The organism is Pseudomonas sp. R2-37-08W, assembly GCF_003851705.1.
In the GTDB taxonomy this organism is placed as follows: domain Bacteria; phylum Pseudomonadota; class Gammaproteobacteria; order Pseudomonadales; family Pseudomonadaceae; genus Aquipseudomonas.
In genome coordinates this window covers 269,869-295,409 of record NZ_CP027728.1, presented here as the reverse complement: position 1 = coordinate 295,409, position 25,541 = coordinate 269,869, and the positions used below count along the sequence as shown (strand labels likewise).

21 protein-coding genes and 2 pseudogenes are annotated in these 25,541 nt (G+C 60.9%); 8 read left to right on the top strand and 15 right to left on the bottom strand.

Translation table 11 applies throughout. From position 1 onward, the window contains the following. The first annotated feature begins 15 nt into the window (after positions 1-15). The 7 genes and pseudogenes from C4J93_RS01205 (at position 16) to C4J93_RS01175 (ending at position 5,885) form a co-directional block, all read left to right on the top strand. Positions 16-1,209 carry an SfnB family sulfur acquisition oxidoreductase gene (locus C4J93_RS01205; RefSeq protein ID WP_124428379.1) on the top strand — a complete coding sequence of 398 codons (1,194 nt, stop codon included), beginning with the start codon at positions 16-18 and terminating at the stop codon, positions 1,207-1,209. Beyond that, positions 1,209-2,561 (top strand): LLM class flavin-dependent oxidoreductase, encoded by a 1,353-nt coding sequence (locus C4J93_RS01200; RefSeq protein WP_124428378.1) that lies wholly within the window; start codon positions 1,209-1,211, stop codon positions 2,559-2,561. The genes C4J93_RS01205 and C4J93_RS01200 overlap by 1 nt, the downstream gene beginning before the upstream one ends. After that, positions 2,543-2,668, top strand: a pseudogene (locus C4J93_RS27260) (outer membrane lipoprotein carrier protein LolA); the annotation flags it as partial. The gene C4J93_RS01200 and the pseudogene C4J93_RS27260, both read left to right, overlap by 19 nt. Before the next feature lie 10 nt (positions 2,669-2,678). Further along, the gene (locus tag C4J93_RS01190; RefSeq protein ID WP_124428377.1) at positions 2,679-3,473 is read left to right on the top strand and encodes a MetQ/NlpA family ABC transporter substrate-binding protein; all 795 of its coding nucleotides are present in this window, start codon (positions 2,679-2,681) and stop codon (positions 3,471-3,473) included. Further along, on the top strand, positions 3,470-4,585 hold the full coding sequence (locus tag C4J93_RS01185; RefSeq protein ID WP_124428376.1) for a methionine ABC transporter ATP-binding protein: 1,116 nt from the start codon (positions 3,470-3,472) through the stop codon (positions 4,583-4,585). The genes C4J93_RS01190 and C4J93_RS01185 overlap by 4 nt, the downstream gene beginning before the upstream one ends. Further along, positions 4,575-5,219, top strand: a complete 645-nt coding sequence (locus C4J93_RS01180) for a methionine ABC transporter permease (protein ID WP_034117212.1) — start codon at positions 4,575-4,577, stop codon at positions 5,217-5,219. Before C4J93_RS01185 ends, C4J93_RS01180 begins: the two co-directional genes overlap by 11 nt. Before the next feature lie 39 nt (positions 5,220-5,258). Further along, positions 5,259-5,885, top strand: coding sequence for a bifunctional 2-polyprenyl-6-hydroxyphenol methylase/3-demethylubiquinol 3-O-methyltransferase UbiG (locus tag C4J93_RS01175; protein ID WP_124428375.1), 627 nt, complete (start codon positions 5,259-5,261; stop codon positions 5,883-5,885). A gap of 93 nt (positions 5,886-5,978) precedes the next feature. On the opposite strand, the gene C4J93_RS01170 is transcribed toward C4J93_RS01175, so the two are convergent. From C4J93_RS01170 to C4J93_RS01155, 4 genes are all read right to left on the bottom strand, one after another. After that, the gene (locus tag C4J93_RS01170) at positions 5,979-8,165 is read right to left on the bottom strand and encodes a glycoside hydrolase (RefSeq protein WP_124428374.1); all 2,187 of its coding nucleotides are present in this window, start codon (positions 8,163-8,165) and stop codon (positions 5,979-5,981) included. A 209-nt stretch (positions 8,166-8,374) separates the two neighbouring features. Further along, the gene (locus C4J93_RS01165; protein WP_124428373.1) at positions 8,375-11,440 is read right to left on the bottom strand and encodes an efflux RND transporter permease subunit; all 3,066 of its coding nucleotides are present in this window, start codon (positions 11,438-11,440) and stop codon (positions 8,375-8,377) included. Continuing rightward, the gene (locus C4J93_RS01160) at positions 11,437-12,507 is read right to left on the bottom strand and encodes an efflux RND transporter periplasmic adaptor subunit (protein WP_124428372.1); all 1,071 of its coding nucleotides are present in this window, start codon (positions 12,505-12,507) and stop codon (positions 11,437-11,439) included. The genes C4J93_RS01165 and C4J93_RS01160 overlap by 4 nt, the downstream gene beginning before the upstream one ends. Continuing rightward, entirely contained in the window at positions 12,504-13,586 is a 1,083-nt protein-coding gene (locus C4J93_RS01155) for an efflux RND transporter periplasmic adaptor subunit (protein ID WP_124428371.1), read from the bottom strand. The genes C4J93_RS01160 and C4J93_RS01155 overlap by 4 nt, the downstream gene beginning before the upstream one ends. Positions 13,587-13,707: 121 nt before the next feature. On the opposite strand from C4J93_RS01155, the gene C4J93_RS01150 reads away from it, so the two are divergent. Continuing rightward, positions 13,708-14,871: an AAA family ATPase gene (locus C4J93_RS01150; protein WP_124428370.1), complete on the top strand. Its 1,164-nt coding sequence runs from the start codon at positions 13,708-13,710 to the stop codon at positions 14,869-14,871. A 142-nt stretch (positions 14,872-15,013) separates the two neighbouring features. Here the strand turns inward: C4J93_RS01150 and C4J93_RS01145 are convergent, their stop codons facing one another. The 11 genes and pseudogenes from C4J93_RS01145 to C4J93_RS01090 form a co-directional block, all read right to left on the bottom strand. Next, entirely contained in the window at positions 15,014-15,868 is an 855-nt protein-coding gene (locus tag C4J93_RS01145) for a transporter substrate-binding domain-containing protein (protein WP_124360768.1), read from the bottom strand. Continuing rightward, on the bottom strand, positions 15,865-16,641 hold the full coding sequence (locus tag C4J93_RS01140; protein WP_124360767.1) for an amino acid ABC transporter ATP-binding protein: 777 nt from the start codon (positions 16,639-16,641) through the stop codon (positions 15,865-15,867). The genes C4J93_RS01145 and C4J93_RS01140 overlap by 4 nt, the downstream gene beginning before the upstream one ends. Further along, positions 16,638-17,297 carry an amino acid ABC transporter permease gene (locus C4J93_RS01135; RefSeq protein ID WP_124428369.1) on the bottom strand — a complete coding sequence of 220 codons (660 nt, stop codon included), beginning with the start codon at positions 17,295-17,297 and terminating at the stop codon, positions 16,638-16,640. The genes C4J93_RS01140 and C4J93_RS01135 overlap by 4 nt, the downstream gene beginning before the upstream one ends. Next, entirely contained in the window at positions 17,278-17,943 is a 666-nt protein-coding gene (locus tag C4J93_RS01130; protein WP_124428368.1) for an amino acid ABC transporter permease, read from the bottom strand. The genes C4J93_RS01135 and C4J93_RS01130 overlap by 20 nt, the downstream gene beginning before the upstream one ends. Positions 17,944-18,170: 227 nt before the next feature. Next, positions 18,171-19,535, bottom strand: coding sequence for a TcdA/TcdB catalytic glycosyltransferase domain-containing protein (locus C4J93_RS01125; RefSeq protein ID WP_164485223.1), 1,365 nt, complete (start codon positions 19,533-19,535; stop codon positions 18,171-18,173). A gap of 322 nt (positions 19,536-19,857) precedes the next feature. Continuing rightward, positions 19,858-20,640 (bottom strand): MetQ/NlpA family ABC transporter substrate-binding protein, encoded by a 783-nt coding sequence (locus C4J93_RS01120; RefSeq protein ID WP_124428366.1) that lies wholly within the window; start codon positions 20,638-20,640, stop codon positions 19,858-19,860. A 106-nt stretch (positions 20,641-20,746) separates the two neighbouring features. Beyond that, positions 20,747-21,673, bottom strand: a complete 927-nt coding sequence (locus tag C4J93_RS01115) for a sigma 54-interacting transcriptional regulator (protein ID WP_124360763.1) — start codon at positions 21,671-21,673, stop codon at positions 20,747-20,749. A gap of 47 nt (positions 21,674-21,720) precedes the next feature. Beyond that, a pseudogene (locus C4J93_RS01110) lies at positions 21,721-22,301 on the bottom strand (alpha/beta hydrolase). Positions 22,302-22,601: 300 nt separating this feature from the next. Beyond that, positions 22,602-23,726, bottom strand: a complete 1,125-nt coding sequence (locus C4J93_RS01105) for an IS481 family transposase (protein ID WP_124428365.1) — start codon at positions 23,724-23,726, stop codon at positions 22,602-22,604. A 675-nt stretch (positions 23,727-24,401) separates the two neighbouring features. Further along, complete coding sequence (locus C4J93_RS01095) at positions 24,402-24,803, bottom strand: biopolymer transporter ExbD (protein WP_124360761.1); 402 nt, start codon at positions 24,801-24,803, stop codon at positions 24,402-24,404. Position 24,804: 1 nt separating this feature from the next. Next, positions 24,805-25,527, bottom strand: a complete 723-nt coding sequence (locus tag C4J93_RS01090; protein WP_124365087.1) for a MotA/TolQ/ExbB proton channel family protein — start codon at positions 25,525-25,527, stop codon at positions 24,805-24,807. Between the last annotated feature and the right edge of the window lie 14 nt (positions 25,528-25,541).

Genomic DNA, 25,541 nt, shown 5'->3' with positions numbered 1-25,541 from the left:
CATCTGGAGAACATCATGACTTTCTCTCACCCCGTCGCGGTCATCACCAGCGACGAACAAGCCCTTATTGTCGCCAGCGACCTGGCTGAAGACTTGCGCCGCGACAGCGCCCAGCGCGACCGCGAGCGCCGCCTGCCCTTGCCCGAACTGGACGTGTTCTCGCGCTCCGGCCTGTGGGGCATCAGCGTGCCCAAGGAATACGGCGGTGCTGGCGTGTCCAACGTCACCCTGGCCAAGGTCATCGCCTTGATCGCCCAGGCGGATGCGTCCCTGGGACAGATTCCGCAAAACCATTTCTACGCCTTGGAAGTGCTGCGCGTGAATGGCAGCCCGGCCCAGCAACGCAGCCTGTATGCCGAAGTATTGGCCGGCCAGCGTTTCGGCAACGCCCTGGCGGAATTGGGCACGAAAACCGCTCATGACCGCGTCACCAAAATCACCCGCGACGGTGATGGCTTCCGTATCAGCGGCCGCAAGTTCTATTCCACCGGCGCGATCTACGCCCAGCGCATCCCCACCTCGGTGGTGGATGAACATGGGATTCAGCAACTCGCCTTCGTGCCCAGCGACAGCGCGGGCCTGAGCGTGATCGACGACTGGAGCGGCTTCGGCCAGCGCACCACCGGCAGCGGCTCAGTGGTATTCGACAACGTGTGGGTGGCGACGCAGGACGTGATCCCGTTCCAGAGCGCCTTCGAACGCCCGACCACCGTCGGCCCCTTGGCGCAGATTCTTCATGCCGCCATCGACACCGGTATCGCCCGCGCCGCCTTCGAAGACGCGCTGCATTTTGTACGCACCAAGACCCGTCCCTGGATCGACTCGGGCAGCGACAAGGCCACTGATGACCCGCTGACCTTGAAGAGCTTCGGCCACTTGAGCATTCGCCTGCACGCCGCCGAAGCGCTGCTGGAGCGCTCGGGCGAATTCCTCGACCGCGCCCAGGCCGACAGCAATGCCCAGACCGTCGCGGCCGCCTCCATCGCCGTCGCCGAAGTGCGCGCCTTGAGCACCGAAATCTCCCTGGTCGCCGGCAGCACGCTGTTCGAACTGGCCGGCAGCCAGGCGACCCTGGCCGAGCATGGCCTGGATCGCCACTGGCGCAACGCTCGCGTGCACACCCTGCATGACCCGGTGCGCTGGAAATACCACGCGGTGGGCAATTACTACCTCAACGATGAAAACCCGCCGCTGCGGGGGACTATCTGATGAGCAAGAAAAAAATCCTGCTCAATGCCTTCAACATGAACTGCATCGGGCATATCAACCACGGTTTGTGGACCCATCCACGGGACACGTCCACCCAGTACAAGACCCTCGAGTACTGGACTGACCTGGCAAAAATCCTCGAGCGCGGGCTGTTCGACGGTTTGTTTATCGCCGATATCGTCGGCGTGTATGACGTGTACCAAAAGTCCATCGACGTGCCGCTCAAGGAAGCAATCCAGTTGCCGGTCAACGACCCGCTCCTGCTGGTTTCGGCAATGGCGGCCGTCACCCAGAACCTCGGCTTCGGCCTCACCGCCAACCTGACCTACGAGCCGCCGTATCTGTTCGCCCGGCGCATGTCCACCCTTGACCACCTGAGCCGGGGCCGGGTGGGTTGGAACATCGTCACCGGCTACCTCGACAGCGCCGCCAAGGCCATGGGGCTGACCGAACAGGTCGAGCATGACCGCCGCTATGACCAGGCCGATGAATACCTGGAGGTGCTGTACAAACTCTGGGAAGGCAGCTGGGAAGATGACGCGGTGGTCAACGATCCCAAGGCACGGGTGTATGCGCAACCGGGCAAGGTGCACAAGATCGAACACCACGGCGAGTTCTACCAGGTGGAGGGCTATCACCTGTGCGAGCCATCGCCGCAGCGTACGCCGGTGCTGTTCCAGGCCGGCAGTTCGGACCGTGGCCTGCAGTTCGCCGGGCGCCATGCCGAGTGCGTGTTCATCAGCGGGCAGAACAAGGCCGCGACCCGAATTCAGGTGGACAAAGTGCGCGCCAGCGCGGTGGAGGCCGGGCGCAACCCGGATGACATCAAGGTGTTCATGGGCCTGAACGTGATCGTCGGCGCGACCGAGGAACTGGCCTGGGCCAAGCACGCCGAGTACCTCAGCTATGCCAGCGCGGAGGCCGGCGTGGCGCACTTTTCGGCGTCCACGGCGATCGACTTTTCCGAGTACGAACTGGATGAACCGATCCAGTACGTGAAGAGCAACGCCATCCAGTCGGCGACCAAGAACCTGCAGAACAACGACTGGACCCGGCGCAAATTGCTCGAGCAGCACGCCCTCGGTGGGCGCTATATCACGCTGGTGGGGTCGCCCGAGCAGGTCGCCGACGAACTGGAATCATGGATCAGCGAAACCGGCCTGGATGGCTTCAACCTCACGCGCATCGTGACGCCGGAGAGCTATGTGGATTTCATTGATCTGGTGGTGCCGGAGCTGCAAAAGCGTGGCTCATACAAGACTGAATATGAGCAGGGAACGTTGCGCGAAAAAGTCTTCCACGGCGCCGCTCGCCTACCCGAACAACACACCGGATCTACCTATCGACACTAACCCCTGTAGGAGCGAGCTTGCTCGCGAAGATCGTTAACGATAACGCGGTGCATCTGGTTTACCGAGGCGCCCTCAAGTTTTTCGCGAGCAAGCTCGCTCCTACAATTGGAAATTCATATGAAAAAAATAGTGCTCTCCCTGGCCTTCGGCTTGTTCAGCTCGGCCGTATTCGCCGCCGATGCGCCGTTGAAAGTCGGCACCACCGCCGCCTTCGCGATTCCCCTGGAAGCCGCTGTAGAAGAAGCCGGCAAACAGGGCCTGAAGGTTGAACTGGTGGAATTCACCGACTGGATCGCGCCGAACGTCAGCCTCGCCGCTGGCGATATCGATGTGAACTACTTCCAGCACATCCCCTTCCTGGAAAATGCCAAGGCCGCCGCCGGCTTTGACCTGGTGCCTTATGCGCCGGGCATCATCAACAACGTCGGCCTGTATTCGAAGAAGTACAAAAGCTTCGATGACCTGCCCGAAGGCGCCAGCGTGGCCATCGCCAACGACCCGATCAACAGCGGGCGCGGCCTGCAGCTGCTGGCCAAGGCCGGGCTGATCACCCTCAAGCCGGGCGTGGGCTACAAGGCCACCGAAGACGACATCGTCAGCAACCCGAAAAAGATCAAGATCCTGCAGGTGGAAGCCGTGCAACTGGTGCGCGCCTATGACGACGCCGACCTGGTGCAGGGCTACCCGGCGTACATCCGCCTGTCCAAGACCTTCGATGCCGAGTCGGCGCTGCTGTTCGATGGCCTCGACCACCCGGAATACGTGATCCAGTTCGTGATCCAGCCCAAGAGCAAAACCGACCCGAGGGTGATCAAGTTCGTCGACATTTACCAGCACTCGCCGACGGTGCGCGCCGCCCTGGATAAATCCCTCGGCAAGCTCTACCAGGTTGGCTGGGACGATAAAAAATGACCGCTGCCAACGCCCAACTGCGCGACCTGGGCACATTGCCCAGGGACGCCGAGCAGACCGAACTGCATCCGGACTTGAACAGCGCCCATGTGCGTTTCATCAACCTGGGCAAAACCTATGACGGCACGGTGCATGCCCTGCAAGGCATTGACCTGGTGATTGCGCGCGGCGAAGTGTTCGGCATCATCGGCCGCAGCGGCGCCGGCAAGTCGTCGCTGATCCGCACCATCAATCGCCTGGAACAACCCAGCAGCGGGCGCGTGCTGATCGATCAGGTGGATATCGGCAGCTTCGATGAAGACCGCCTGGTCGCGCTGCGCCGGCGCATCGGCATGATCTTCCAGCACTTCAACCTGATGTCGGCCAAGACCGTCTGGCAGAACGTCGAACTGCCGCTCAAGGTCGCCGGGGTGCCCAAGCCGCAGCGTGAACAAAAGGTGCGTGAGCTGCTGGAACTGGTGGGTTTGCAAGACAAGCACCAGGCCTATCCGGCGCAGCTCTCGGGCGGGCAGAAACAGCGCGTGGGCATCGCCCGTTCGCTGGTGCACGACCCCGAGATTTTGCTGTGCGACGAGGCCACCTCGGCCCTCGACCCGGAAACCACCCAATCGATTCTCGGCCTGCTGCGCGAGATCAACCGGCGCCTGGGCCTGACCATCGTGTTGATTACCCATGAAATGGCGGTGATCCGCGACATCTGCGACCGCGTGGTGGTGCTGGAGCATGGGCGCATAGTCGAGCAAGGCCCGGTGTGGCAAGTGTTCGGCAACCCGCAACACGAGGTCAGCAAGACCCTGCTGGCGCCGCTGCAACATGGGCTGCCGGAAGAACTGCAAAACCGTTTGCATGCCCAGCCTGCATCGCCGGAAGCCGCCGTGGTGCTGCGCTTGCAGTTCACCGGCAGTGCCAGCGATGAACCCGACCTGGCCGCGCTGTTCAGCGCCCTCGGCGGCCGCGTGCGTCTGCTGCAGGGCGGTGTCGAACGGATTCAGGGGCATGCCTTGGGGCAACTGCTGCTGGCGGTGAATGGCTCGCCCCATAGCACCGAAGAACTGCGCAACCGCGCCGCGAACTGGGCACAACAGGTGGAGGTGCTGGGCTATGTGGTTTGATCGTTTAGTACAGGGCGCCATCGACACCTTGTTGATGGTCGGCGTGTCGTCGTTGATCGCCTTGCTGGTAGGGATTCCACTGGCGGTGTTTCTGGTCACCAGCGACAAGGGCGGCATTTACCAGGCACCGGCGCTGAACCGGGTGCTCGGGGCCTTCGTCAATCTGTTCCGCTCCATCCCGTTTCTGATCCTGATGGTGGCGCTGATCCCGTTCACGCGCCTGATCGTCGGCACCACCTACGGCGTATGGGCGGCAGTCGTGCCGCTGACCATCGCGGCCACGCCGTTCTTTGCGCGCATCGCCGAAGTCAGCCTGCGCGAGGTCGACCATGGCTTGATCGAAGCGGCGCAGGCCATGGGGTGCCGCCGCTGGCACATCATCTGGCACGTGTTGTTGCCCGAAGCGCTGCCGGGGATCGTCGGCGGATTCACCATTACCCTGGTGACCATGATCAACTCGTCGGCCATGGCCGGGGCGATTGGCGCCGGTGGCCTGGGCGACATTGCGTACCGCTATGGCTACCAGCGCTTCGATACGCAGATCATGCTGACGGTGATTGTGCTGTTGGTGGTGTTGGTGGCGGTGATCCAACTCGGCGGCGATCGACTGGCGCGGGTGCTGAACAAGAGGTGAGGTATAGTCGGCGCATCCCAGCGCCCGGTATTGCCTGTCATGACCCTCAAGCCCGACGACCTTAACCAGATCACCGCCACCACCCTCGGCCATTACAACAAAGTGGCCGAAGACTTCCGCGAGGGCACCCGCGATCACGATGTGAGCCAGAACATCGACGCGTTGCTGCGGCACATCCACGGCACGCCGCCGTTTACCGTGCTGGATTTTGGCTGCGGACCGGGGCGGGATCTGCAGACCTTTACACGCCTGGGGCATATCGCCGTGGGGCTCGATGGTTCCGAGCGGTTTGCGCAGATGGCGCGGCAGGACAGTGGCTGCGAGGTGTTGCAGCAGGACTTCCTCAAGCTGGACCTGCCCGACGGGCGCTTCGATGGGGTGTTTGCCAATGCGGTGCTGTTTCATATTCCCAAGCAGGAATTGCCCCGGGTCCTCAAGCAACTGCATGGCACGTTGAAGCCTGGGGGCGTGCTGTTCAGCTCCAACCCTCGCGGTGACAACCAGGAAGGCTGGAATGGGCCACGGTATGGGTCTTATCACGATCTGGAGGCCTGGCGGGCATTGCTGACGACGGCGGGGTTTGTGGAGTTGGAGCACTATTACCGGCCGGCGGGCTTGCCTCGGGAGCAGCAGCCTTGGTTGGCCAGTGTGTGGCGTCGGGTTTAAGTGATGTATTGCCTGGGCTGACGCTATCGGGAGCAAGCCCCCTCCCACAGGGGAACGCGTTCAAATGTGGGAGGGGGCTTGCCCCCGATAGTCTCAATGGCCCCGCTGATCCACCTGATACACCACCGGGTTTTCACCCGCCACCAGCGCCGTCACGCTGCGCCCGACATAGCCTTGTTTTTCTCCCGCCGAGAAATTCGCCACCAAGCGCGTGCCATCGGAAAAGGTGGTTTGCTGCACCTGTTTATCTGCGGTCAGCCAGCGAAAATCAGTCATCGCCTGAGTCGCCAATCGCTCATGCAGTGGGCGGAAAAAACGGTCCTGGCGCTGGATCAACGGCAGCCGTTCCTTGAGCGTCGCAGCGCTCAGGTGATACAGCGGCGGTACGTTATAGAGCAACTGCGTCAGCTCATTTTCAGCCCGCACATTGCTCAGTTTGAGGCTATCGAACAGCCAGTGATGGGTGGTGATCACAGAGCCATGGAACACCGCCTGGTACAGCGGCAGGCGCAGCGTCGGATCGAAGTAGAGCGTGCGAAACGGCTCGTTCAGCGACACCGACTTGAAGAACACCGCCGGTTGCTCCGGCGGATACCAGTTGCCCACGTAGTAGGGCGACTGTTTGTCCTGAGTCATGTCGCGATCCCCCCAGCCCAGCACCGGGGTTTGCATGCCATGGGCGAACAGGATCCCCTGGGCGGTGACGGTGTTGCCGTCTTCGGAGCCTGTCGGCAATTGCAGCGTGGTGTTCAGCCAACGGGACGCATCGATATTGCCTTCAGCGTTTTGCGCCTGGGTCATCGGTGCGCTGTCGCGGTAGCTGTCGAGCAGCATGCTGGTAGCGTACGCATCGAGAAACCAGGCGTTGAAGCCGGCCCTGGCCTGTACGGCTTTCACCCGCGCTTCCAATAACGGCCGCACACAGCGCGGATCGGTGTAGTGGCCGGACCGCTGGAAGCCAGTCTTGAGCTGGCCGTCCTTCAATACAATGGCGCAGTCGCGGTAGGCCTTGCTGCCCAGGTGGGCGGTGGTCCAGTCGGGATTTTCGGTGGCGGACAACGCGGTTTGATAGGAGTCGTAGGGCGCCATCAGGTAGCCCGCGTCGACACCGGCGCGGATGGTTTCGGGGTGCCACAGGCCGCCTTCCCAGCCTTCGCCCAGGGTCAGCATCAAGCGTGGCAGCCCGGCGTCGCGCAGTGTCTGTACTACCTTGCTGCCCCAGGTGTCGGGGCTACCGCCGAGGGCAACGGCAAAATCCACGGCTTGTTCGCGACGCAACTCACCGTAGCGGGCGGCAAGACGGGTCATATCGGGCTCGTCCACCTGCCAGCTCTGCCGGGCCTTCTGGTTGATCGCCGCGTTGAGGCCGCGCAACAGCACGGTTTGCTCGTAGCGATTCAACCTGCGCGGCTGCGCCAGCAGCGCTGCGGAGTCCTTGTCCAACAGGCCCTTGAGCGCATGATCGCGCAAGCGCTTGAGCAACAGCGGCCAATCACGCACATCCTCCAGCGCCAGCAGGTCATTGCCCCACAGGTAGGCATGGCTGGCGCCCAGCAGTTTTTGCGCGCCCGGCGTTTGCCGCAGCTTGGCCTCCAAGGGTTCGTAACGGTCCTGTTCGACCAGCCATTGGCGATAGCGCTTGGCGCCGGCCAGCGGGTCGCTTCCACCCAGGTGCAACAACAGGGTCATGGGCGCGGCAGGTGCGAGCGACGTGAACTCATGGGCCAACGACAACGCCTGGCCTTGCCAGCGCAGGCGGTTGTTGTAGGGATTGGTCAGCAGCCAGTTCAGGGTGAAGGCGCCGTGATCGACACCCCACAGCGGCAGGCTGAGGTCCTGGGTGGTGTTGATATCGCCCTGCTCTACCAGGAACTCGCTCCACAGGGCATTGCCGGCCGGCACGTAATGCCCTTCGGCCAACGGCCACATCAACCCCTTGCCCAGGGCGCTCGCCGGCTGCACGAGGATCGGCAGCTCACCGTCTTCCCGCGCCCTGATCGACAGCAGCAGGTCGCGCTGCTCAAGGCTGGCAGTCACGCGATAGGCACCGTCGTCCCATTGCCAACTGACCTGTTGATCGTTTTGTGCGAGTTGACTGACGGCGCGGGCCGATACGCCTTTGGAGGCTTGAACCTCGGGTTGGCCGCTGGGTGTCACACGGATGGCGAGGGTGGCCGGGTCGAGTTCGACTCGCCACAACGGGTTTTCCAATACGGTGCTGGCAAATGCCAGGGGCGACAGGAAGCAGCAGATCAGCAAGATATGACGCAGACGGTTCATGGCAGGCGACCGTTGAGAGGTGGAGGCCGGAGGGTAAAGCGCTCAGCGGGTGACCAGGGCAACACCCGTCGCTTCCGGAAGTTTCCCACGTCTCAAATATCCCAATGGAGATCAAAATGTGGGAGGGGGCTTGCCCCCGATGGCAGTGGGTCAGCCAAAGATACATCCACTGACACTCCCTCATCGGGAGCAAGCCCCCTCCCACATTTTTAACCGCGGTTTTCCTGTTGTTCCTGCTTTGGCTCGCGGACCTTGTACCAGGCCACATACAGCGCCGGCAGGAACAACAGCGTCAGCAAGGTGGCGATGATGATCCCGCCAATCATCGCGTAGGCCATCGGCCCCCAGAATACTTCCCGCGCAATCGGGATCATGCCCAGGCTCGCCGCCGCCGCCGTGAGCAGGATCGGCCGGCGCCGATGCTCGGTGGCTTCCACCACCGCATCCCATGGCGAATACCCCGCCACCTCATACTCATGAATCTGTGTCACCAGAATCACCGAGTTGCGGATGATGATGCCGATCAGCGCGAGGATACCGAGGATCGCCACAAACCCCATGGGCGTGCCCGTGGGAATCAACGCCAGCACCACGCCAATCAGCCCCAGCGGCGCGACACTCGCCACCAGGAACATCTTCTGCACGCTGTGCAGTTGGATCATCAGGAACGTCGCCATCAGGAACAGCATCAACGGCACCACGCTGGCAATCGGGCCCTGGGCCTTGCCGCTTTCTTCCACGGTACCGCCGGTGGCGACCTTGTAACCCACCGGCAGGCCGTCGCTGAACTTCTGGATAGTCGGCGCCAGCTGCTTGACCAGGTCGGTCGGCTGCATCTCGTCGCGCACTGCGGCCTTGATGGTGATGGTCGGCTTGCGGTCGCGACGCCACACCAGCGGCTGCTCCAGCTCGTAACGCACGGTGGCGAAGGCCAGCAGTGGAATCGAGGTGCCGTTGGGCGTGACGATCTGCAGGTTCTGCAAGGTTTCCGGCGTACCGCGTTCGGCGTCTTCGGCGCGGCCGACCACGTTGATCAGGTAAATGTCGTCGTGCACCTGGGTCACCGAGGCGCCGCTGACCACGCTGTTCATCAACTGCGCCACGTCTTCCGACGACAGGCCCAGTTGCCGTGCCTTGTCCTGGGCGATGTCGACGCGCAGCACTTTGCCCGGCTCGTTCCAGTCGTAGATGATCTCGCCCAGGTGGGTGTTCTGGTCGAGCAAGGTCGCCAGTTCGATGGCGTGCTTGCGCACCTGGTCGGTGTCTTTGCCGGACACGCGATACTGGATCGGTCGTCCCACCGGCGGGCCCATTTCCAGCGGTTGCACAAAGCTGCCGATGCCGACGAAATCATCGCGCAGGCGCTTCTGCAGACGTGCGATCAACGCACCGCGCTCTTCCAGGCCCTTGCTGACGATCACCAACTGCGCGTAGTACGGGTTCTCCAATTGCTGGTCCAGGGGCAGGTAGAATCGGATCGCGCCCTGGCCGATGTAGGTGCTCCAGCGCGTAATGTCCGGATCGTCCTTGATGATCGCTTCCAGACGGTCGACCGCCTTGCGCGTCTCGTTGATCGAGGCGTTTTGCGGCAGGTTGAGGTCGACGAGGATTTCCGGGCGATCCGACGACGGGAAGAACTGGTTCTGCACAAATTGCATGGAGAACACCGACGCCACAAACAGGCCCACGGTGATGCCGATGGCCCACCAGCGGTTGCGCATCGCCCAGAGCATGCCGCCATTGAACGCGCGGCCGATGCGCCCCGGCTCGGCGCTATGGGGCTTCACGTTGGCGCTGAGGATATGCACGCCAATCACTGGCGCAAACAGCACCGCCACCACCCACGACACCAGCATCGCCACGGCGATGACCGCGAACAAGGTGAAGGTGTACTCACCCGCCGAACTGGCGTTGAGGCCAATCGGCACGAAACCGGCGACGGTCACCAGGGTGCCGGTGAGCATCGGGAACGCTGTGGAGGTGTAAGCGTAGGTCGCGGCCTGCTCCTTGGTTTCGCCTTTTTCCAGGCGCGTGATCATCATCTCCACGGTGATCATCGCATCGTCCACCAGCAGGCCGAGGGCGATGATCAAGGCGCCCAACGACACCCGTTGCATAGTGATGCCGCTGTATTCCATGAACACGAACACCAGGGCCAGCACCAACGGAATCGAGCACGCCACCACCAGCCCGGCACGCATGCCCAGGCTGATAAAACTCACCACCAGCACGATGATCACCGCTTCGAACAACGCGCTGGTAAAGCCACCGACGGCCTCTTCCACCACTTCGGCCTGGTCCGAAACCTTGTGCACGCCGACGCCCACCGGCAGGTCGGCGGTCAGCTCATCCATGCGCCCGTGCAGCGCCTTGCCGAACGACTGGATATTGCCGCCCTTCTGCATCGCAATCGCCAAACCGATCGCCGGCTTGCCGTTGAAACGGAACATCGGCCGCGCCGGGTCGACGTAGCTCCGGCTAATGTCGGCAATGTCGGCCAGGCGATAGAAGCGGTCATTCAGGCGCAGGTTGACGTTGGCCAGGTCCTTCTCCGAGGCGAACTGCCCCGAGGTGCGCACGGAAATCCGCTCCGGCCCGGCCTCGATCACCCCAGCGGGGGTCACGGCATTCTGCGATTGCAGGCTTTGCACGACCTGGCGCTGATCGATGCCCAGGGCCGCCAGTTTGCGTGTGGAAAAATTCAGGTAAATCACTTCGTCCTGCTGGCCGATCATCTCGACCTTGCCCAGCCCCGGCACCGAGCGGATTTCGGCGCGCACCTGCTCCACGTAGTCGCGCAACTGGCGCATCGACAGGCCATCGCCGGTAAAGGCGTACACCGAGCCGAACACATCACCGAATTCGTCGTTGAACGACGGCCCCTGTAAACCTTGAGGGAAGGTGCCGCGTATATCGTCGATCTTCTTGCGAACCTGGTACCAGATCTCCGGGATAGCCTTGGCGCTGGTGGTGTCCTTGAGGAACACGAACACCGTGGATTCGCCCGGCCGGGTGTAGCTCTTCACATAATCGAGGGAGTCGAGTTCCTCGAGTTTTTTCTCGATGCGGTCGGTGACCTGCTTGAGGGTTTCTTCCTGGGTCGCGCCCGGCCAGCGGGTCTGGATGACCATGGTCTTGATGGTGAACGAGGGGTCTTCCTCGCGCCCCAGGTTCATGTACGAAAACACGCCCATCAGCAACGCGACGAACATCAGGTACCAGACGAAGGACTGATGCTTGATGGCCCAGTCGGATAAGTTGAAGCTGCCTTTCATCGCGGGCTGTCCTCGTCGATTTTGACTTTTTGCCCGGGTTTCAGGCTGTTCACACCGGCGGTGACGACGCGCTCGCCGGGCTTGATGCCACCATTGAGCACTGCGCTGTCGACGTCACGGCTGACAACCGTGACATCACGCGGTTGCACCGTCTGGCTCTGGGTGTCGAGCAACCAGATGCGGGTCTTGCCGTCGACTTCCTGCAAGGCGCTCAACGGCAGCTCGATACGCGGCGCGATGGCGCTGCTCAAGGTCACGCTGATGGCGGTGCCCAGGCGAAACGCGGTGGGCGTGTCAGTCAGGCTCAAGCGTGCGCGCCGGGTACGCGTGGCGCTTTGGGCCTGGGGCTCGATCTCGCGCACGATGGCGGTGGTATGCACGCTTGGGTCCAGTTGCCCGGCCACCAGGAACACCACATCCGCCGGCAAGCGCTCGGCGAGGCCGGCGGGCAGGTCGATCACCGCTTCCTTGATATCCGGGCGGGCCAGGGTCACCACCTGCTGGCCGGCGCTGACCACCTGGCCGGCCTCGGCGTTCCAGGCGGTGACGATGCCGGCGTGGTCGGTGCGCAGCTCGGCGTAGTTGAGCTGGTCCTTGGCTTGATTGACCGAGGCGCGGGCCTGGTCGAGGGTCGCCTGGGTGGTTTTCAGGTCAGTCTGGGCCACATCCAACTGCGCCTGGGCACCGACGCCACGGTCGAACAGCTCCTGCTGGCGGCGGGCATTGGCCTGGGCATTGATGAACTGTGCCTGCACCCGCGCCAGGTCACCCTGGGCGGCACGCAATTGGTTCTGCTGGTCGGTGGGGTCGAGGACGGCGAGCAAGGCACCCTTCTTCACCTCGGCGCCAACGTCCACCGCGCGACGTGCAATACGGCCCGGCACACGGAAGCCCAGGTTACTTTCGTAGCGGGCCTGAATGGTGCCGGCAAAACGACCGAGGTGTGCCTGGTCTTCGGCCTTCACCTCCATGGACAACACCGGGCGCACCGGTTCGGGCGGCGCGTCTTCCTTGGAGCAAGCCACCAGCAACAGGCCGGCGGCGAGGATCACCGTCAGGTGCTTCATGGCTGGGCTCCTTGCTGGGCGATTTCGACGAGCATGCCGGGGTGCAGCAATTGCCCACCGGCCACCACGACTTTTTCGCCGCCTTTAAGGCCGTCGCCGATGATCACTTTGCCGGTGAGGTACCGCGCCACCGTGACCTTGTGCAGTTGTGCCTTGCCGTCGCCGTCTACCAGCCACACGGCGGGTTCGCTGAGGTCCTTGGTCAAGGCCGACCACGGCAACTCGATGCTGGCCTTGGCCGGGCCATTGGCGGTGGCGCTCACCACCGAGCCCAGTTCCATACCTTTGGGCAGGCTTTGCAGGGCGATCTTCACTTGCACGGTGCCGGTATTGGCAGCCACGGCAGGGGTAACTTCGCGGACTCTGCCCACTGTCTTGATGCTCGGGTTATCCAGCAGGCTGACGGTGATCGGCGCGTCCGGCGGCGGCTCCACCAGCAGCGATTCGTAAACGTTGAACACCGCGTCGCGTTCGCCATCGCGGGCCAGGCTGAAGATCGGCACGGTGGCTTGGACGACCTGGCCGACTTCAGCCTGGCGCGCCGTGATAATGCCCGGCGCATCGGCGATCAGCGCGGTGTAGCCCAGTTGTTCACGGGCGTTGGCCAACTGCGCCTGGGCGGCGGCCAAGGCGCTTTGGCTGCTGCGCAACGCGGCCTGGGCAGCGTCGTATTCGCTGCGGCTGGTGTAGCCTTTGGGCAAGAGCTTTTCCTGACGCACGAAGGCGGCGGCGGTTTGCTTGACCCGCGCCTGCTCGGCCACGACCTGGGCCTGGGCGGAATCGACGTTGGTCTGCAGGTCCTTGGGGTCGAGCTTGGCCAGCACTTGCTTGGCCGTCACCCGATCACCGACGTCGACCAGACGCTGGATGATCTTGCCACCCACCCGAAAGGACAAATCGGTTTGCACCCGCGCCTGGACATCCCCGGTCAGCGTGACCGCTGCGGCAAAATCTGCCGGCTGCACGGTTTGTACGAACACCCGCGAGTGGGCCTTGGGCTCGGTCTTTTCCTGGCCACAACCGCCCAGCAGCGTCAGTAAGCCAAGTCCGAAGAAAAATGTGGAAATGCGACCGCCCATGCAGGCTCCTTTTGCGTGATGCCGACGTGCCAGTGTGTATGCGACTGTGAGCTTAGATCAGGGTTCCTTATCTGCATGGAGGATCCCATACTTCAATGGTTCCCCTACCGACTCAATTGCCATGCTCAAGACCCTCGCGGTGGCCAATTACCGCTCGATCAATAAATTGGTGGTGCCCCTGGGCCGCTTGAATCTGGTCACAGGCCCCAACGGCAGCGGCAAGTCCAACCTGTATCGCGCCCTGCGCCTGCTGGCCGAAACCGCCCAGGGCGGGGTGATCAATGCCCTGGCCCGGGAGGGCGGGCTGGACTCGACGTTCTGGGCCGGGCCGGAAACCATCAGCCGGCGCATGCACAGCGGCGAAGTGCCGGTGGAGGCCGTCGTGGCCCAAGGCGTCAAACGCTTGCGCCTGGGCTTTGCCGGGGAGGACTTCAGCTATGCCATCTCCCTGGGAATGCCCATTCCGGTTCCCGGCAGCGAATTCAAACTGGACCCGGAAATCAAGAAGGAATGTATCTGGGCCGGCCCCCTCTACCGCCCGGCCAGCCTGCTGGTGCAACGTTCCGGGCCGATGGTGCGGGCGCGTGAAGGCCGCGCCTGGGATGTGCTGGCCCAGCACACGCCCAACTACCACAGCCTGTTCGATCAGGTGGGTAACCTGCGCGGCTCGCCGGAAGTGTTGCTGCTGCGCGAGAGCATTCGTGGCTGGCGCTTTTATGACCACTTTCGCAGCGATGGGGATGCGCCGGTACGCCAACCGCAATTGGGTACGCGCACGCCGGTCTTGCATCACGACGGTCGGGATCTGGCGGCCGCGTTGCAGACGATTCGGGAAGTGGGCGACGCCGAGGCGTTGCAGCACGCCGTCAGTGATGCATTCCCGGGCGCACGCCTGAGTATCCAACCGTTACAGGGCGGGCGCTTTGCCATCGAGTTTTACCAGGAAGGTCTGCTGCGCCCGTTGTCGGCGGCAGAGCTGTCGGATGGCACCTTGCGCTACCTGCTGCTGATCGCCGCGCTGCTGACGCCCCGGCCGCCGACCATGATGGTGCTGAACGAGCCTGAAACCAGTTTGCATCCGGACCTGTTGCCGGCGTTGGCGCGCTTGATCATCCAGGCGTCGGCGCAGTGCCAGGTGTGGGTGGTGTCCCATGCCAGCCGCTTGATTGCGGCGTTGCAGCAGGATGAGCAATGCAATTCGATTGTGCTGGAGAAGGTGCTGGGGGAGACGCGAGTGGTGGGCCAGGGGATGCTGGATGCGCCGGCGTGGCAATGGCCGGAATAGAGGGTGACTGCACAGGCCTCATCGGGGGCAAGCCCCCTCCCACATTTGGATATATGCACAAATCAGAACCTGTGAACCCAATCCAGTGTGGGAGGGGGCTTGCCCCCGATGGCGGCAGAACAGCCAACACAAAAGCCAGGCCTCAGCCCTGCCACTTCCCGCCTTCAACAATCACACTCTCAGGCTTGGTGTCATCGCTCAGCTCTTTACGCACATATTGGTCATAGAGCTTGAGCAAGAACTTCTCTTCGCCCAACTTCGCCAACTCGGCGTTCACCCAGTCGCGCAGTTCGATATTGCCCTTCTTCACCGCCGGGGCAATCGGTGCTTCGTCACCGAGCTTCTGTTCCAGCACGCGGTAGCCGGGGTTCTGCTTGGCCCAGCTGAACAGCACCAGGTTGTCCTGGGCGTAGGCATCGCCACGGCCGGCCGACAGCGCTTGCAGCGACTCGGAGTTTTTCTCGAACTTGAGCAGTTTCCAGTCCGGGTGGTGCTTGGTCAGCCAGATGTCGGCAGTGGTGCCGGTGGTGACGATGGTGGTGCGGGTGGCCAGGTCATCCAGGTTCTTGACCGGGCTGTCGTTCGGCACCAGTGCCTGTACCGCGACTTTCAGGTTGGGGTTGGTGAAGTCCACCGCTTCCTTGCGCTCAGGGGTCACGGTCATGTTGGCGAGGATCAGATCGACCTTATCGCTTTGCAGGAATGGGATACGGCTGGCCGGCTCCACGGCGACGAACTCGACTTTGTTTTCATCGCCCAACAGGTCCTTGGCGAATTGGCGGCCGATGTCGGTATCGAAGCCGACGTAGCGGCCGGCTTCGTTGACGAAGCCGAACGGCGGTTTGTCGGTGAAGACGCCGACGATCAGCTTGTCGCGGGCCTTGATCTTGTCGATGGCACTCACCGCGCTGGCGGCAGGTTTGGCAGGCTCTTCGGCCTTCTTATCGCAGCCGGCCAGTAACGCGACGGCAAACAGTGGCAGCAGTAACTTTTTCATAGCAGCTCCGGTTCCTTGATCTTTCTGGGCAGTGTTGAAACAAAGGAGAACTTCTCCAGGAACTGCTGCGCGCGTGCGGTTTGCGGGTTCGTAAAGAATGCCTCGGGGGTGTTGTGTTCGAGGATGCGACCGGCCTCCATAAACACCACGCGGTCGGCGACGGCGCGGGCGAAGGCCATTTCGTGGGTGACAATCAGCAGGGTCATGCCGTCGCGGGCCAGGTCCTGGATGACTTCCAGCACTTCCTTGACCATTTCCGGGTCGAGGGCGGCGGTGACTTCGTCAAACAGCATGACCTGCGGGTTCATGCACAGCGAACGGACGATGGCGATGCGTTGCTGCTGGCCGCCGGAAAGCTGGCGAGGGAAGGCGTCGCGCTTGTCGGCCAGACCCACGCGCGCCAGCAGTTTTTCCGCTTGCTCGCGCGCTTCACGCGGGTCGCGCTTTTGCACCTTCAAGGGGCCGAGCAGAATGTTGTCGAGCACGCTCATGTGCGGGAACAGGTGGTAGCTCTGGAACACCATGCCGATGTCCTGGCGCACCTGGCGCCAGTCGGTATGTTTTGCCAACAGCTCGTTACCGGCGAACCGCAAGTGCCCGCTGTGAGCCACTTCCAAGCCATTGAGGCAACGCAGCAAGGTGCTTTTGCCGCAACCGCTGGGACCGAGGATCACCACCACCTCGCCGCTGTGCACGCTCAGGTCGATGCCCTTGAGCACCTGCTGTTCGCCGAAGAATTTGTTGAAACCCTGAAACTCGATCAATGCGCTCATGCTTGGGTCCAGCGCCGTTCCAGCACCTTGGAGGCGGCCGACAACGGGTAGCAGATAAAGAAGAAAAACAGGAACAGCGCGCCGTAGATCAACACCGACTCATAGGTGCGCTCGATGATTTGCTGGCCGACCTTGATCACATCCACCACGCCGATCAGCACCGCCAGGGAGCTGGTCTTGATGATCCGCGTGTAGACATTGATGGTCGGCGGCGTCATGCGTTTCAGGGCCTGGGGCAGCAGCACGTAGCCGTACAGCTGCGGGTCGGACAGCCCGATCGACAAGCCGGCTTCGCGCTGGCCACGGGGCAGCGAATGCAAGGCGCCGCGCACCACTTCGCCGACTTCGCTGGCGCCCCACAACGACAACACCAGCACCGCACACCAGAAACTGGGGATGCTCAGGCCGAAGAAGATCGGCAGGCCGAAAAACAACAGGTACAGCCAGACCAGCACCGGGATGGCGCGAAACAGCTCCAGGTAAACCCGCAGCAGCGCATTGATCACGCGGTTGTCCAAGGTGCGCAATACGCCATACAACACGCCGCCGACCGTGCTGAAGGCGATGCTCAAGAGCGAAATCGACAGGGTTTGCGCAGCGCCCTTGCCCAGTTGCGGCAACGACACCCATAACAATTCAAGACCCGAACTGGCCATGCTGGAGCCTCCTTTCCAAGCGGCTGAGCAACAGCGACAACGGCAAGAACAGCAGCACGCAGATCAGCGTCAATACGGCGAGCATTTCGTAGGTCTTGTAGTAGAGCGCGATGTAGCTCTTGGTGGTGTAGAGAATCTCGGGCACCGCCACAGCGGAAACCACCGTGGTCTCCTTGAGCAGAAAGATAAAATTGGCGAACAGCGCCGGCAGGCTGAGGATGCCGGCCTGGGGCAGAATCACATGGCGCAGCAGTTGCCAGTCGGACAGGCCGATGGACTTGCCCGACTCGATCTGCGCCAGTGGCACCGCATCCACACCGGCGCGCAGCACTTCGGTGAGGTACGCGCCGCCAAGGAAGGTCATGGTGAGAATCGCCGCCCAGAATCCGGAAATATTCAAGCCCAGGGCCGGCAGCGCGAAATACACGAAGAACAGTTGAATCAGCAGCGGCGTGTTACGCGCCAGCTCTACATACAGCGCCACCAGCCGCGACAGGTACGGCGTGCGAAACACCAGCAGCGCCGCGTTGATCAGCGCCACCAGCAAGGAGGTGGCAATGGCGATCAGACCCACTTGCAGCGTCACCCCGACCGCTTGGAGAAACGCCGGCAAGGTGCTGAAAATAAATGCGAAATCGAAGGTCATGTGCAGTCCAAATCGCCGCATGGGTAATGCCGCGAGCGCAGTCCGTTCCGGCGTGGATAACGTCGGGTAGCGCGAACTTTAAAGGTATAAAAAGCAAAATTTAAATACCGAAATAGCATATCAATATCACCCAAATAGCTAACCTATTGGGGATTACTCAACCAAGTGCAAGACGTGAACGCTTCGATAAAAAAAGCCCTGCCGACAGGCAAGGCTCTCAACACTATTTAGCCCCTCTTCAGCGTGTCGGGCTGGCCGCCACCGGCCATTGCTTTGGTAGCGCTGTTTTGCTGCTCTTCGGTCTCAAAATTGACGTAGTTGTCGGGGAATTTGAAATGGGAATCCACGAGTTTCCAGTACTCTTCGTTTTGCGGCTTTGCTTTGTCCCATATTCGATCAGCCAGAGAGCGGGCGTCGCTGCGCACCAGATCCGGCTGCCCCTTCGCTTGCTGTATCACTTTGTCGACGTGCCCGCGTAATGCATTGGGGCCGGTGGTTTCAATAGTGCTTTTATTCGGGCGACTGAAGTAACGGTCACCGCCGTACTCATTGCCCTTCATGGAACGGTAGTTGTTGCCGATGTCATCAATCAGGCTGGACAGCATCGCACTCTGGGCATGGCTGGAAAATAAGGCGTTGGCGAAATAAGGGGTGGCGCTGCCCTTTGCGTCATTTTTGCCTTCAGCCATGCCGACCAGCATTAAATCGGGATGGGCATGCAGTGCGCCATCGAGGGGTCGTACGCTCTCCAGATCAATATCCGTATAAGTGCCCGCATAACGATTGACGATTTCATAACGTGCCACGTCCGAGGCTGCAGCATAGCCACCGTTGCGTCCGATAATTTCGTGTTGATACACGTCTTTGTTCTGTAATCGAATGTCCGAGGGATTGCTCAGGTCACGAATCTGAATGTTCTTTTGATCGGCAAACCGCTCTTTTAAACTCGTCAGCGTACTGATATCACGGGGAGGGTTACTCGCGTAACGGTCCCAGGATTTTGTCGTCTGGTCCAGAATCACGGCTTCTGCTTGATAAAACTTATCGTCGGTGCGCTGCGCGTAACGCTCAAATCCGTCAAGTACCTGCCGAGCGTTAGCAGGTGTCACGTTTCCACCCTCGGGCAGCAGTAGCGCTTTCAACTGTTTGTTACTTGAGGCAGACAGCTCTTTGTTCAACTCGCTGATGACTTGTGACTGTTCTGCAGCTTTACGCTGCCTGGGAGATTCCGTAGTCACTTTGAGCTGGCTGAATAAACCGCGAATGGGACGCTCTGATTGATAGCCTGGATAAATAGCTTCCGCTTTTGCCTGCGTGGACTTATTCGTGGCGTAAGCATCAAATTGAGTGGAATCCACCCAAAGCGTGACTTCATGGTTAGGGTTCTTGGCTGCCCACTGACGCAAGTATTCATCCTGCTTGGCGCTTGGTTCCGAGCCCACCCACACCATATGGATATTGTTCGGGACGGGCTTGAATTCGCTTAGAGGGTAGGTGGATTCAAAGCTCTTAGGGCTCTGGGGCTGGGCCGCTACCGGACTCATGCTTGGGGAGGTGGTGAGCAGTTGATGCGAAGATACATGCTGAGTCATAACTATTGGCTCCAAAAAGCTGACAACACTTGCCGGCGCCTCCATGCGTTAATTCCTTCATCGACTCCAAGCCTGCGGGTAAAAAAACAAAAAAACAAAGATACAAATGTAAGATTATTTAAGAAACATAAGCCGGCAATTCAAGAAAACATTCAATGGAACTAATCCACAAACAAAACCAATAAACTCCCTTAATGTAACGGGTATAAAGTTGCGCTCCACAACTTAACGCCTCACTTCGGCGCCCTGTATCTGTCACAAAAAAACGCCGGCGCTTTATTAGCCACCGGCGTTGAAACCTTGAAGGGGGTTTTAACTTACATCAGAACGCTGGCACGACCGCGCCGTTGTACTTCTTCTCGATGAAGGCTTTGACTTCGGGGCTGGTCAGGGCCTTGGCCAGTTTCTGGATCGCGTCACTGTCCTTGTTGTCCGGGCGAGCGACCAGGAAGTTCACGTAGGGCGACTTGGCGTCCTCGATGATCAGCGCGTCTTTGGCTGGGTTCAGGCCGGCTTCCAGCGCGTAGTTGGTGTTGATCAGATCCAGGTCAACCTGGTCCAGCACGCGTGGCAGCAGGGCTGATTCCAGCTCCTTGAATTTCAGGTTTTTCGGGTTGCTGGCGATGTCTTTCGGCGTGGCCAGGGCATTGGTCGGGTCTTTGAGGGTGATCACACCCGCTTTCTGCAGCAGCAACAGGGCGCGGCCGCTGTTGGAGCCTTCGTTCGGGATAGCCACGGTGGCGCCATCCTTGAGCTCGGAAATATTTTTGATCTTTTTCGAGTAACCGCCGAACGGTTCAACGTGCACACCGACTACGGTCACCAGGTTGGTGCCCTTGCCCTTGTTGAAGTTCTCCAGGTACGGCAGGGTCTGGAAGTAGTTGGCGTCCAGACGCTTCTCGGCCACTTGCACGTTCGGTTGTACGTAGTCGGTGAAGACTTTGATCTGCAGGTCTACGCCTTCCTTGGCCAGGGCTGGTTTGATCAGCTCGAGGATCTCGGCGTGCGGGATCGGGGTGGCGGCCACCACCAGTTTCTCGTTGGCCTGGGCGAAGCTGGCAGTCAGGGCAGCCGCCAGTGCGGTAAACAACAGAACCTTTTTCATGCAATGTCCTTCTAACGACCGTTTTTATGTGGAGTGCCAGCGAAGTGCTATCGCGGCGTGGAGTGGACAATACCTAAGTTTTTTATTCCCGAACAATATCTTTTATTCACGTTGATATTCCATTTTGCTCATACAGGAAGGTACGCAGCGTCTCCCGTTCGGTGGGACTGGCGTTCGCGAAAATCCGCTGCACCTGCTCCAACGGCGAGCCGGCGGCGGGCAGGTTCAGATGCTCGGGCAGAATCTCATCGCCGCTGCTCACCAACAGGGCAAAGTGGATAACGTTTTCCAGCTCGCGGGTATTGCCCGGCCAGCTATGACGTTCCAGCACGCGCTGGGCGGCGTCGCTGATCAGCGGCACCGGCAGTTCCAGGCGCTGGCTGTAGATGCCCAGGAAGTATTCGGCCAGGGACAGGATGTCGCCGACCCGCTCGCGCAATGCCGGCAGGTCCAATTGACCTTCGCTCAGATAATGGAACAGGCGCTCATGGAACTTGCCCGCTGCCACCGCCTGGGCCAGGTCGATGCTGGTGGCGGCCACCAGGCGCACGTCCACCGGGCTGGGTTGGTGGGCGCCGACGCGGGTGACTTCGTGGTTTTCCAGGGCGGCGAGCAATTTGACCTGGATCGGCAACGGCAAATCGCCGATTTCGTCCAGGTACAGCGTGCCGCCATTGGCCGAACCGAACCACCCCGCCCGGCTGCTCGCCGCGCCGCTATGGCTGCCGGCGGCATAGCCGAACAGCTCCGCGTCGGCGTAAGTCGGGCTGATCGCGCCGCAATTGACCGACACAAACAAGCCCGAGCGATCACTGCCACGGTGAATATGCCGCGCCAGCAGCTCTTTGCCGCTACCGGTCTCGCCGCGAATCAACACGGGCAGCGCACGCGGTGCGAGATTTTCCAGCTCTTCGCGCAGCTGCCGCGAACGTGGGTCGACGAACACCAGCGCCTTGGCGCGGATGCTCAGCGGGCTTTTTTCGGCATCGGGGAAGGTCAGCAATGGCTGGCCGTAGGTTTCATGCAGACTCATGGCAGGCTCCCGCCCCCATCCACTCAGGGACAGGGCGTTGAAATAGGTTATGCACGGCGCCGAGCGTGATGCTCGAGGCGATTTTGCAGGCGATAGAGGTACGCGAAACCCTGTTCCCAACGTTGGTGCCCGGACTTCACATTGATATGCCCGGCCCCGACAGGATGCCGGCTTCGGCGCCCCAGTGACGCGCCAGCTCCAACGCCCGTGGCGCGCTGACGGCACTGTCGTTGTCGGAACTGACCACTTGGCTGGGAAACGGCAACAGGTCGGTAGGAATCGGCGCAAAGTTGCGCAGGGCCGGGGCGCAGGCCGGACGTTCGACATCCGCCGGGGCCACCAGCAAGGCACCGCGCACCTGGCGCAGGAAATTCACCGGCGCGGTGGCCGCCCAATGCGCCACGGTGATGCAACCCAGGCTATGGGCGATCAGGATCACCGGCGTGCTGTCGGCGGCGATGGCCTCGGCCAACGCCGCCACCCAGTCTTCGCGGCGCGGGGTCAGCCAGTCATCCTGCTCCACGCGCGCACTGTTGGGCAGGCTGTTCTGCCAGTGAGTTTGCCAATGATCTTCTGGCGATCCTTGCCAGCCCGGCACGATCAGGTAACGAATCGATTCGCTGTGCATGGGTGTGCCCTCCTGCAGCGTTTAACGTTGCTGACCAGTATAGGGACGCGGTTTATATTCGTTAAGGAATAAGAAGCTATTTATTAATAACAAAATTCCATAACCAATAATGATCAAATGTGGGAGGGGCTTGCCCCCGATAGCGGCCTGACAGCCGGCCAGGATGCTGGATCAGAGCGAGTACATATCCGTTGCTGCGGTAACGGCGGCTTAGGGTTCCGCCCTTACGGCGTCTCACTTTTGAAAAGCGTGTACGGACCGGACACATGGTTGACACCTGTGCGGGACATAGTGGACACATTATGCCCCGTAGTCAGGATTATTCACGTCGAAGGTCCGTAGAAATTGGTGACAGAAGTAGACGTCAAATAAGCCATCTCTCTCAGCGTTAGGACGTATTGCGATGTGTTGTCCACGCAGACCTTTGGCGATGCTGAAGTAGCGTTTCTGAAAGCGAAATCGACTGTCATAAACCTTAGCCAACACATCATCTGGGCCATATTCAAATTCCGACAATTGCTGTGGATACGCCCAGGGACTGCTCCGATAGCGGTCCATAGGCACCTTGTAACCCAGCGCCTGATGAGGGCGCTGCAGGTTATAAACCTCACGCCATTGATCAAAAGCCGATTGAGCCTCCATCAGTGTGGAAAAATAACGCCCATCAAGCACTTCTGCTTTGAGCGAGCGGTGGAAACGTTCGATCTTCCCATTGGTTTGAGGATGGCGAGGACGGCTGAAGCTGATCCGAATTCCCAGGCGAATCAGCCAGATACTCAGTTCTGAAACTTCACCCGGATTGCGTGGCGAGCCCCAGGGAGCGCCGTTATCAACGTTGATCCGAACTGGCAAGCCATAGCGCTGAAAAACCTCGATCATCTTCTCCTTCACCGTGGCTCCCCGTTCGTTATCACAGGCATCAATGGCTAGGCTGAACCGGGAGTGGTCATCCAACAGAGTCAGGGGGTGGCATCGACCTTGTTGCAGTGCGAAATGTCCTTTGAAATCCATCTGCCACAGATCATTAGGCGCGTCGTGTTCAAATCGCAACGTCGCCGCATGTTCCTTCTGAGGCGGTTGAATCAGGCCATGGCGGTGCAAGACATTGGTGACGGTGCTGGGAGCAATGCGCTTTTCCAACAGGCTACTAATGGTGCGTCCGCCCCATGCTGGATGGGCCTGTCTAAGTGCGATGATTTGGGCTTCCAAAGCCGTCTGAGTCAGTTTAGGGCTGGTCGCTGGCCTGCGGGATTTCTCTTGCAGACCAGGCTGACCCAGCGCCTCGTAGCGTTTGAGCCACTTGTACGCTGTTTGTGGGCTGATACCGAATCGTCGACACAACTCACGTTTGTTGCTGCCGGGTTTCCGTGCTAAGGCAACGAACTCTTCTTTCAGGCTCATGGCGTCTCTCGTAGTCCAAGGCATGATGGCTTTCCGACGAAGTTGGCTCGCCGCAAAGTGTCCACCATGTCCCCGCACACCCGTCAACCATGTGTCCGGTCCGTACAAAAAGCGCAAAAGTAAGCAAAACGCTCTTGCCCCACCACTCGGCACCTCGCCCAGGCTCGGTGTGCCCGTAATCCGACAGTGATTTGGGGGGCCGCCGCCACGCGCCATCCATGGCGCGGGGCGGCTAAACCGGCATCCCTGCCGGTTTACCCCCCAAATCACTGTCGAATTCCGGCCAGCGTGGTTTAACGGGGCGCCTAGATCAAAAGCAAGATCAAGAGCGGCTCGCTTCGCATCGTGGTTACAGTAGGCTGCTACAAAATTGTGTAGATACCTATGCCCCGATAGCAGTGTGTTAGCCAGCACATCTGGCACCGACACACCGCCATCGGGAGCAAGCCCTAATGCCAGTCAGTTAAGGCGGCACCGAACCTGTGGCGAGGGAGCTTGCTCCCGCTGGACTGCGCAGCAGTCCCATTGTTTGGGGCCGCTTCGCGCCCCAGCGGGAGCAAGCTCCCTCGCCACAAGTTAGTTCTCGCTCCTGCTACTTCTTAACTGACTGGCATTAGGGCAAGCCCCCTCCCACATCCAAAAAAAAAGGCCGCACCCTGCCAAGGAAACGGCCCAAAAATCGTCGAGGCTTTGTTGCCACTAACGTGCGGTAATCACCGACAATTTGGTTATCCCCGCGCGCTCGATAGACGCCATGGCTCGCGCCACTTCGCCGTAGTTCACGCCATCGTCAGCCTGCAGTTGCACCCGCACATCGGGGTCCTTGGCCTTGGCCGCCTGCAGCTTGAACTCCAGCAGGTCCGGCTGGATTTCGTCCTTGTTGATAAACAGCTTGCCGGCACCGTCGATGCTCACCACCAGCGGGTCTTTCTGCTCGACCGGGGCCACGGCCTCGGTCTTGGGCAAGTTGATCGGAATCGCATTGGTGAGCAGCGGCGCGGTGACGATGAACACCACCAGCAGCACCAGCATCACGTCCACCAGCGGCGTGACGTTGATCTCGCTCAGCACCTCGTCGCTGTCCTGGGTGGAGAAGGCCATGTCAGGAAGCCTCCTTCACTTTTTGCGGGTGGGCGGCGCTGGTCTTGGTCAGCGCCGGGTGCAACAGCACGCGGAAGGCGTTTTTCTGCGCGAGGCTGTAGAAGTCGTGGGCAAAGTCATCCAGATCGGCAGCCGTCAGCTTCAGGCGACGCAGGAAATAGTTGTAGACCAGCACCGCCGGCACCGCGACGGCAATCCCCACGCCCGTGGCGACCAGCGCCGCACCGATGGGGCCCGCCACGGTTTCCAGGCTGGCCGAACCGGCGGCGCTGATGCCCTTGAGCGCCTCCATGATGCCCCACACCGTGCCGAACAGGCCGATAAACGGCGAGGTGCTGCCGATGCTGGCGACCACGGCCAGACCGGTTTCCAGGGAGCGGCGTTCACGCACGATCTGCTGGCGCAAGGCACGTTCGAGGCGGTCCTGATGATTGATGGCCTGGCTCAGGTCAGCCGCGTGCTGGGTATCGCCGACCTGGATCGCGGCATAACCGGCATGAGCCACTCGGGCTGCCGCGCCCGGTTGGGTTTCGGTCAATTCGGCGGCGGCGTCGAGGCTTGAGGCAGCCCAGAATTTTTTATGAAACCGGCGATCCTGGGCCTTGAGGCGCCCGAATTGCACGCCCTTCAACAACGCCAAGCCCCAGGTGGCGACCGAAAAGACCACCAACAGCCAGATCACCGCGCTTTCAATGGATTCAAGTGGAGATGCCAAAGCCATGATGTGTTCCCTCTGTG

Bases quoted from the DNA above. Each gene is read 5' to 3' on its own strand.
- C4J93_RS01175 (WP_124428375.1), top strand. From the start codon at position 5,259: ATGACCCTCAAGCCCGACGACCTTAACCAGATCACCGCCACCACCCTC.
- C4J93_RS01105 (WP_124428365.1), bottom strand. From the start codon at position 23,726: ATGCCTTGGACTACGAGAGACGCCATGAGCCTGAAAGAAGAGTTCGTT.
- C4J93_RS01150 (WP_124428370.1), top strand. From the start codon at position 13,708: ATGCTCAAGACCCTCGCGGTGGCCAATTACCGCTCGATCAATAAATTG.
- C4J93_RS01190 (WP_124428377.1), top strand. From the start codon at position 2,679: ATGAAAAAAATAGTGCTCTCCCTGGCCTTCGGCTTGTTCAGCTCGGCC.
- C4J93_RS01145 (WP_124360768.1), bottom strand. From the start codon at position 15,868: ATGAAAAAGTTACTGCTGCCACTGTTTGCCGTCGCGTTACTGGCCGGC.
- C4J93_RS01185 (WP_124428376.1), top strand. From the start codon at position 3,470: ATGACCGCTGCCAACGCCCAACTGCGCGACCTGGGCACATTGCCCAGG.
- C4J93_RS01095 (WP_124360761.1), bottom strand. From the start codon at position 24,803: ATGGCCTTCTCCACCCAGGACAGCGACGAGGTGCTGAGCGAGATCAAC.
- C4J93_RS01200 (WP_124428378.1), top strand. From the start codon at position 1,209: ATGAGCAAGAAAAAAATCCTGCTCAATGCCTTCAACATGAACTGCATC.
- C4J93_RS01115 (WP_124360763.1), bottom strand. From the start codon at position 21,673: ATGAGTCTGCATGAAACCTACGGCCAGCCATTGCTGACCTTCCCCGAT.
- C4J93_RS01140 (WP_124360767.1), bottom strand. From the start codon at position 16,641: ATGAGCGCATTGATCGAGTTTCAGGGTTTCAACAAATTCTTCGGCGAA.
- C4J93_RS01170 (WP_124428374.1), bottom strand. From the start codon at position 8,165: ATGAACCGTCTGCGTCATATCTTGCTGATCTGCTGCTTCCTGTCGCCC.
- C4J93_RS01160 (WP_124428372.1), bottom strand. From the start codon at position 12,507: ATGAAGCACCTGACGGTGATCCTCGCCGCCGGCCTGTTGCTGGTGGCT.
- C4J93_RS01180 (WP_034117212.1), top strand. From the start codon at position 4,575: ATGTGGTTTGATCGTTTAGTACAGGGCGCCATCGACACCTTGTTGATG.
- C4J93_RS01125 (WP_164485223.1), bottom strand. From the start codon at position 19,535: ATGACTCAGCATGTATCTTCGCATCAACTGCTCACCACCTCCCCAAGC.
- C4J93_RS01120 (WP_124428366.1), bottom strand. From the start codon at position 20,640: ATGAAAAAGGTTCTGTTGTTTACCGCACTGGCGGCTGCCCTGACTGCC.
- C4J93_RS01165 (WP_124428373.1), bottom strand. From the start codon at position 11,440: ATGAAAGGCAGCTTCAACTTATCCGACTGGGCCATCAAGCATCAGTCC.
- C4J93_RS01130 (WP_124428368.1), bottom strand. From the start codon at position 17,943: ATGACCTTCGATTTCGCATTTATTTTCAGCACCTTGCCGGCGTTTCTC.
- C4J93_RS01205 (WP_124428379.1), top strand. From the start codon at position 16: ATGACTTTCTCTCACCCCGTCGCGGTCATCACCAGCGACGAACAAGCC.
- C4J93_RS01135 (WP_124428369.1), bottom strand. From the start codon at position 17,297: ATGGCCAGTTCGGGTCTTGAATTGTTATGGGTGTCGTTGCCGCAACTG.
- C4J93_RS01155 (WP_124428371.1), bottom strand. From the start codon at position 13,586: ATGGGCGGTCGCATTTCCACATTTTTCTTCGGACTTGGCTTACTGACG.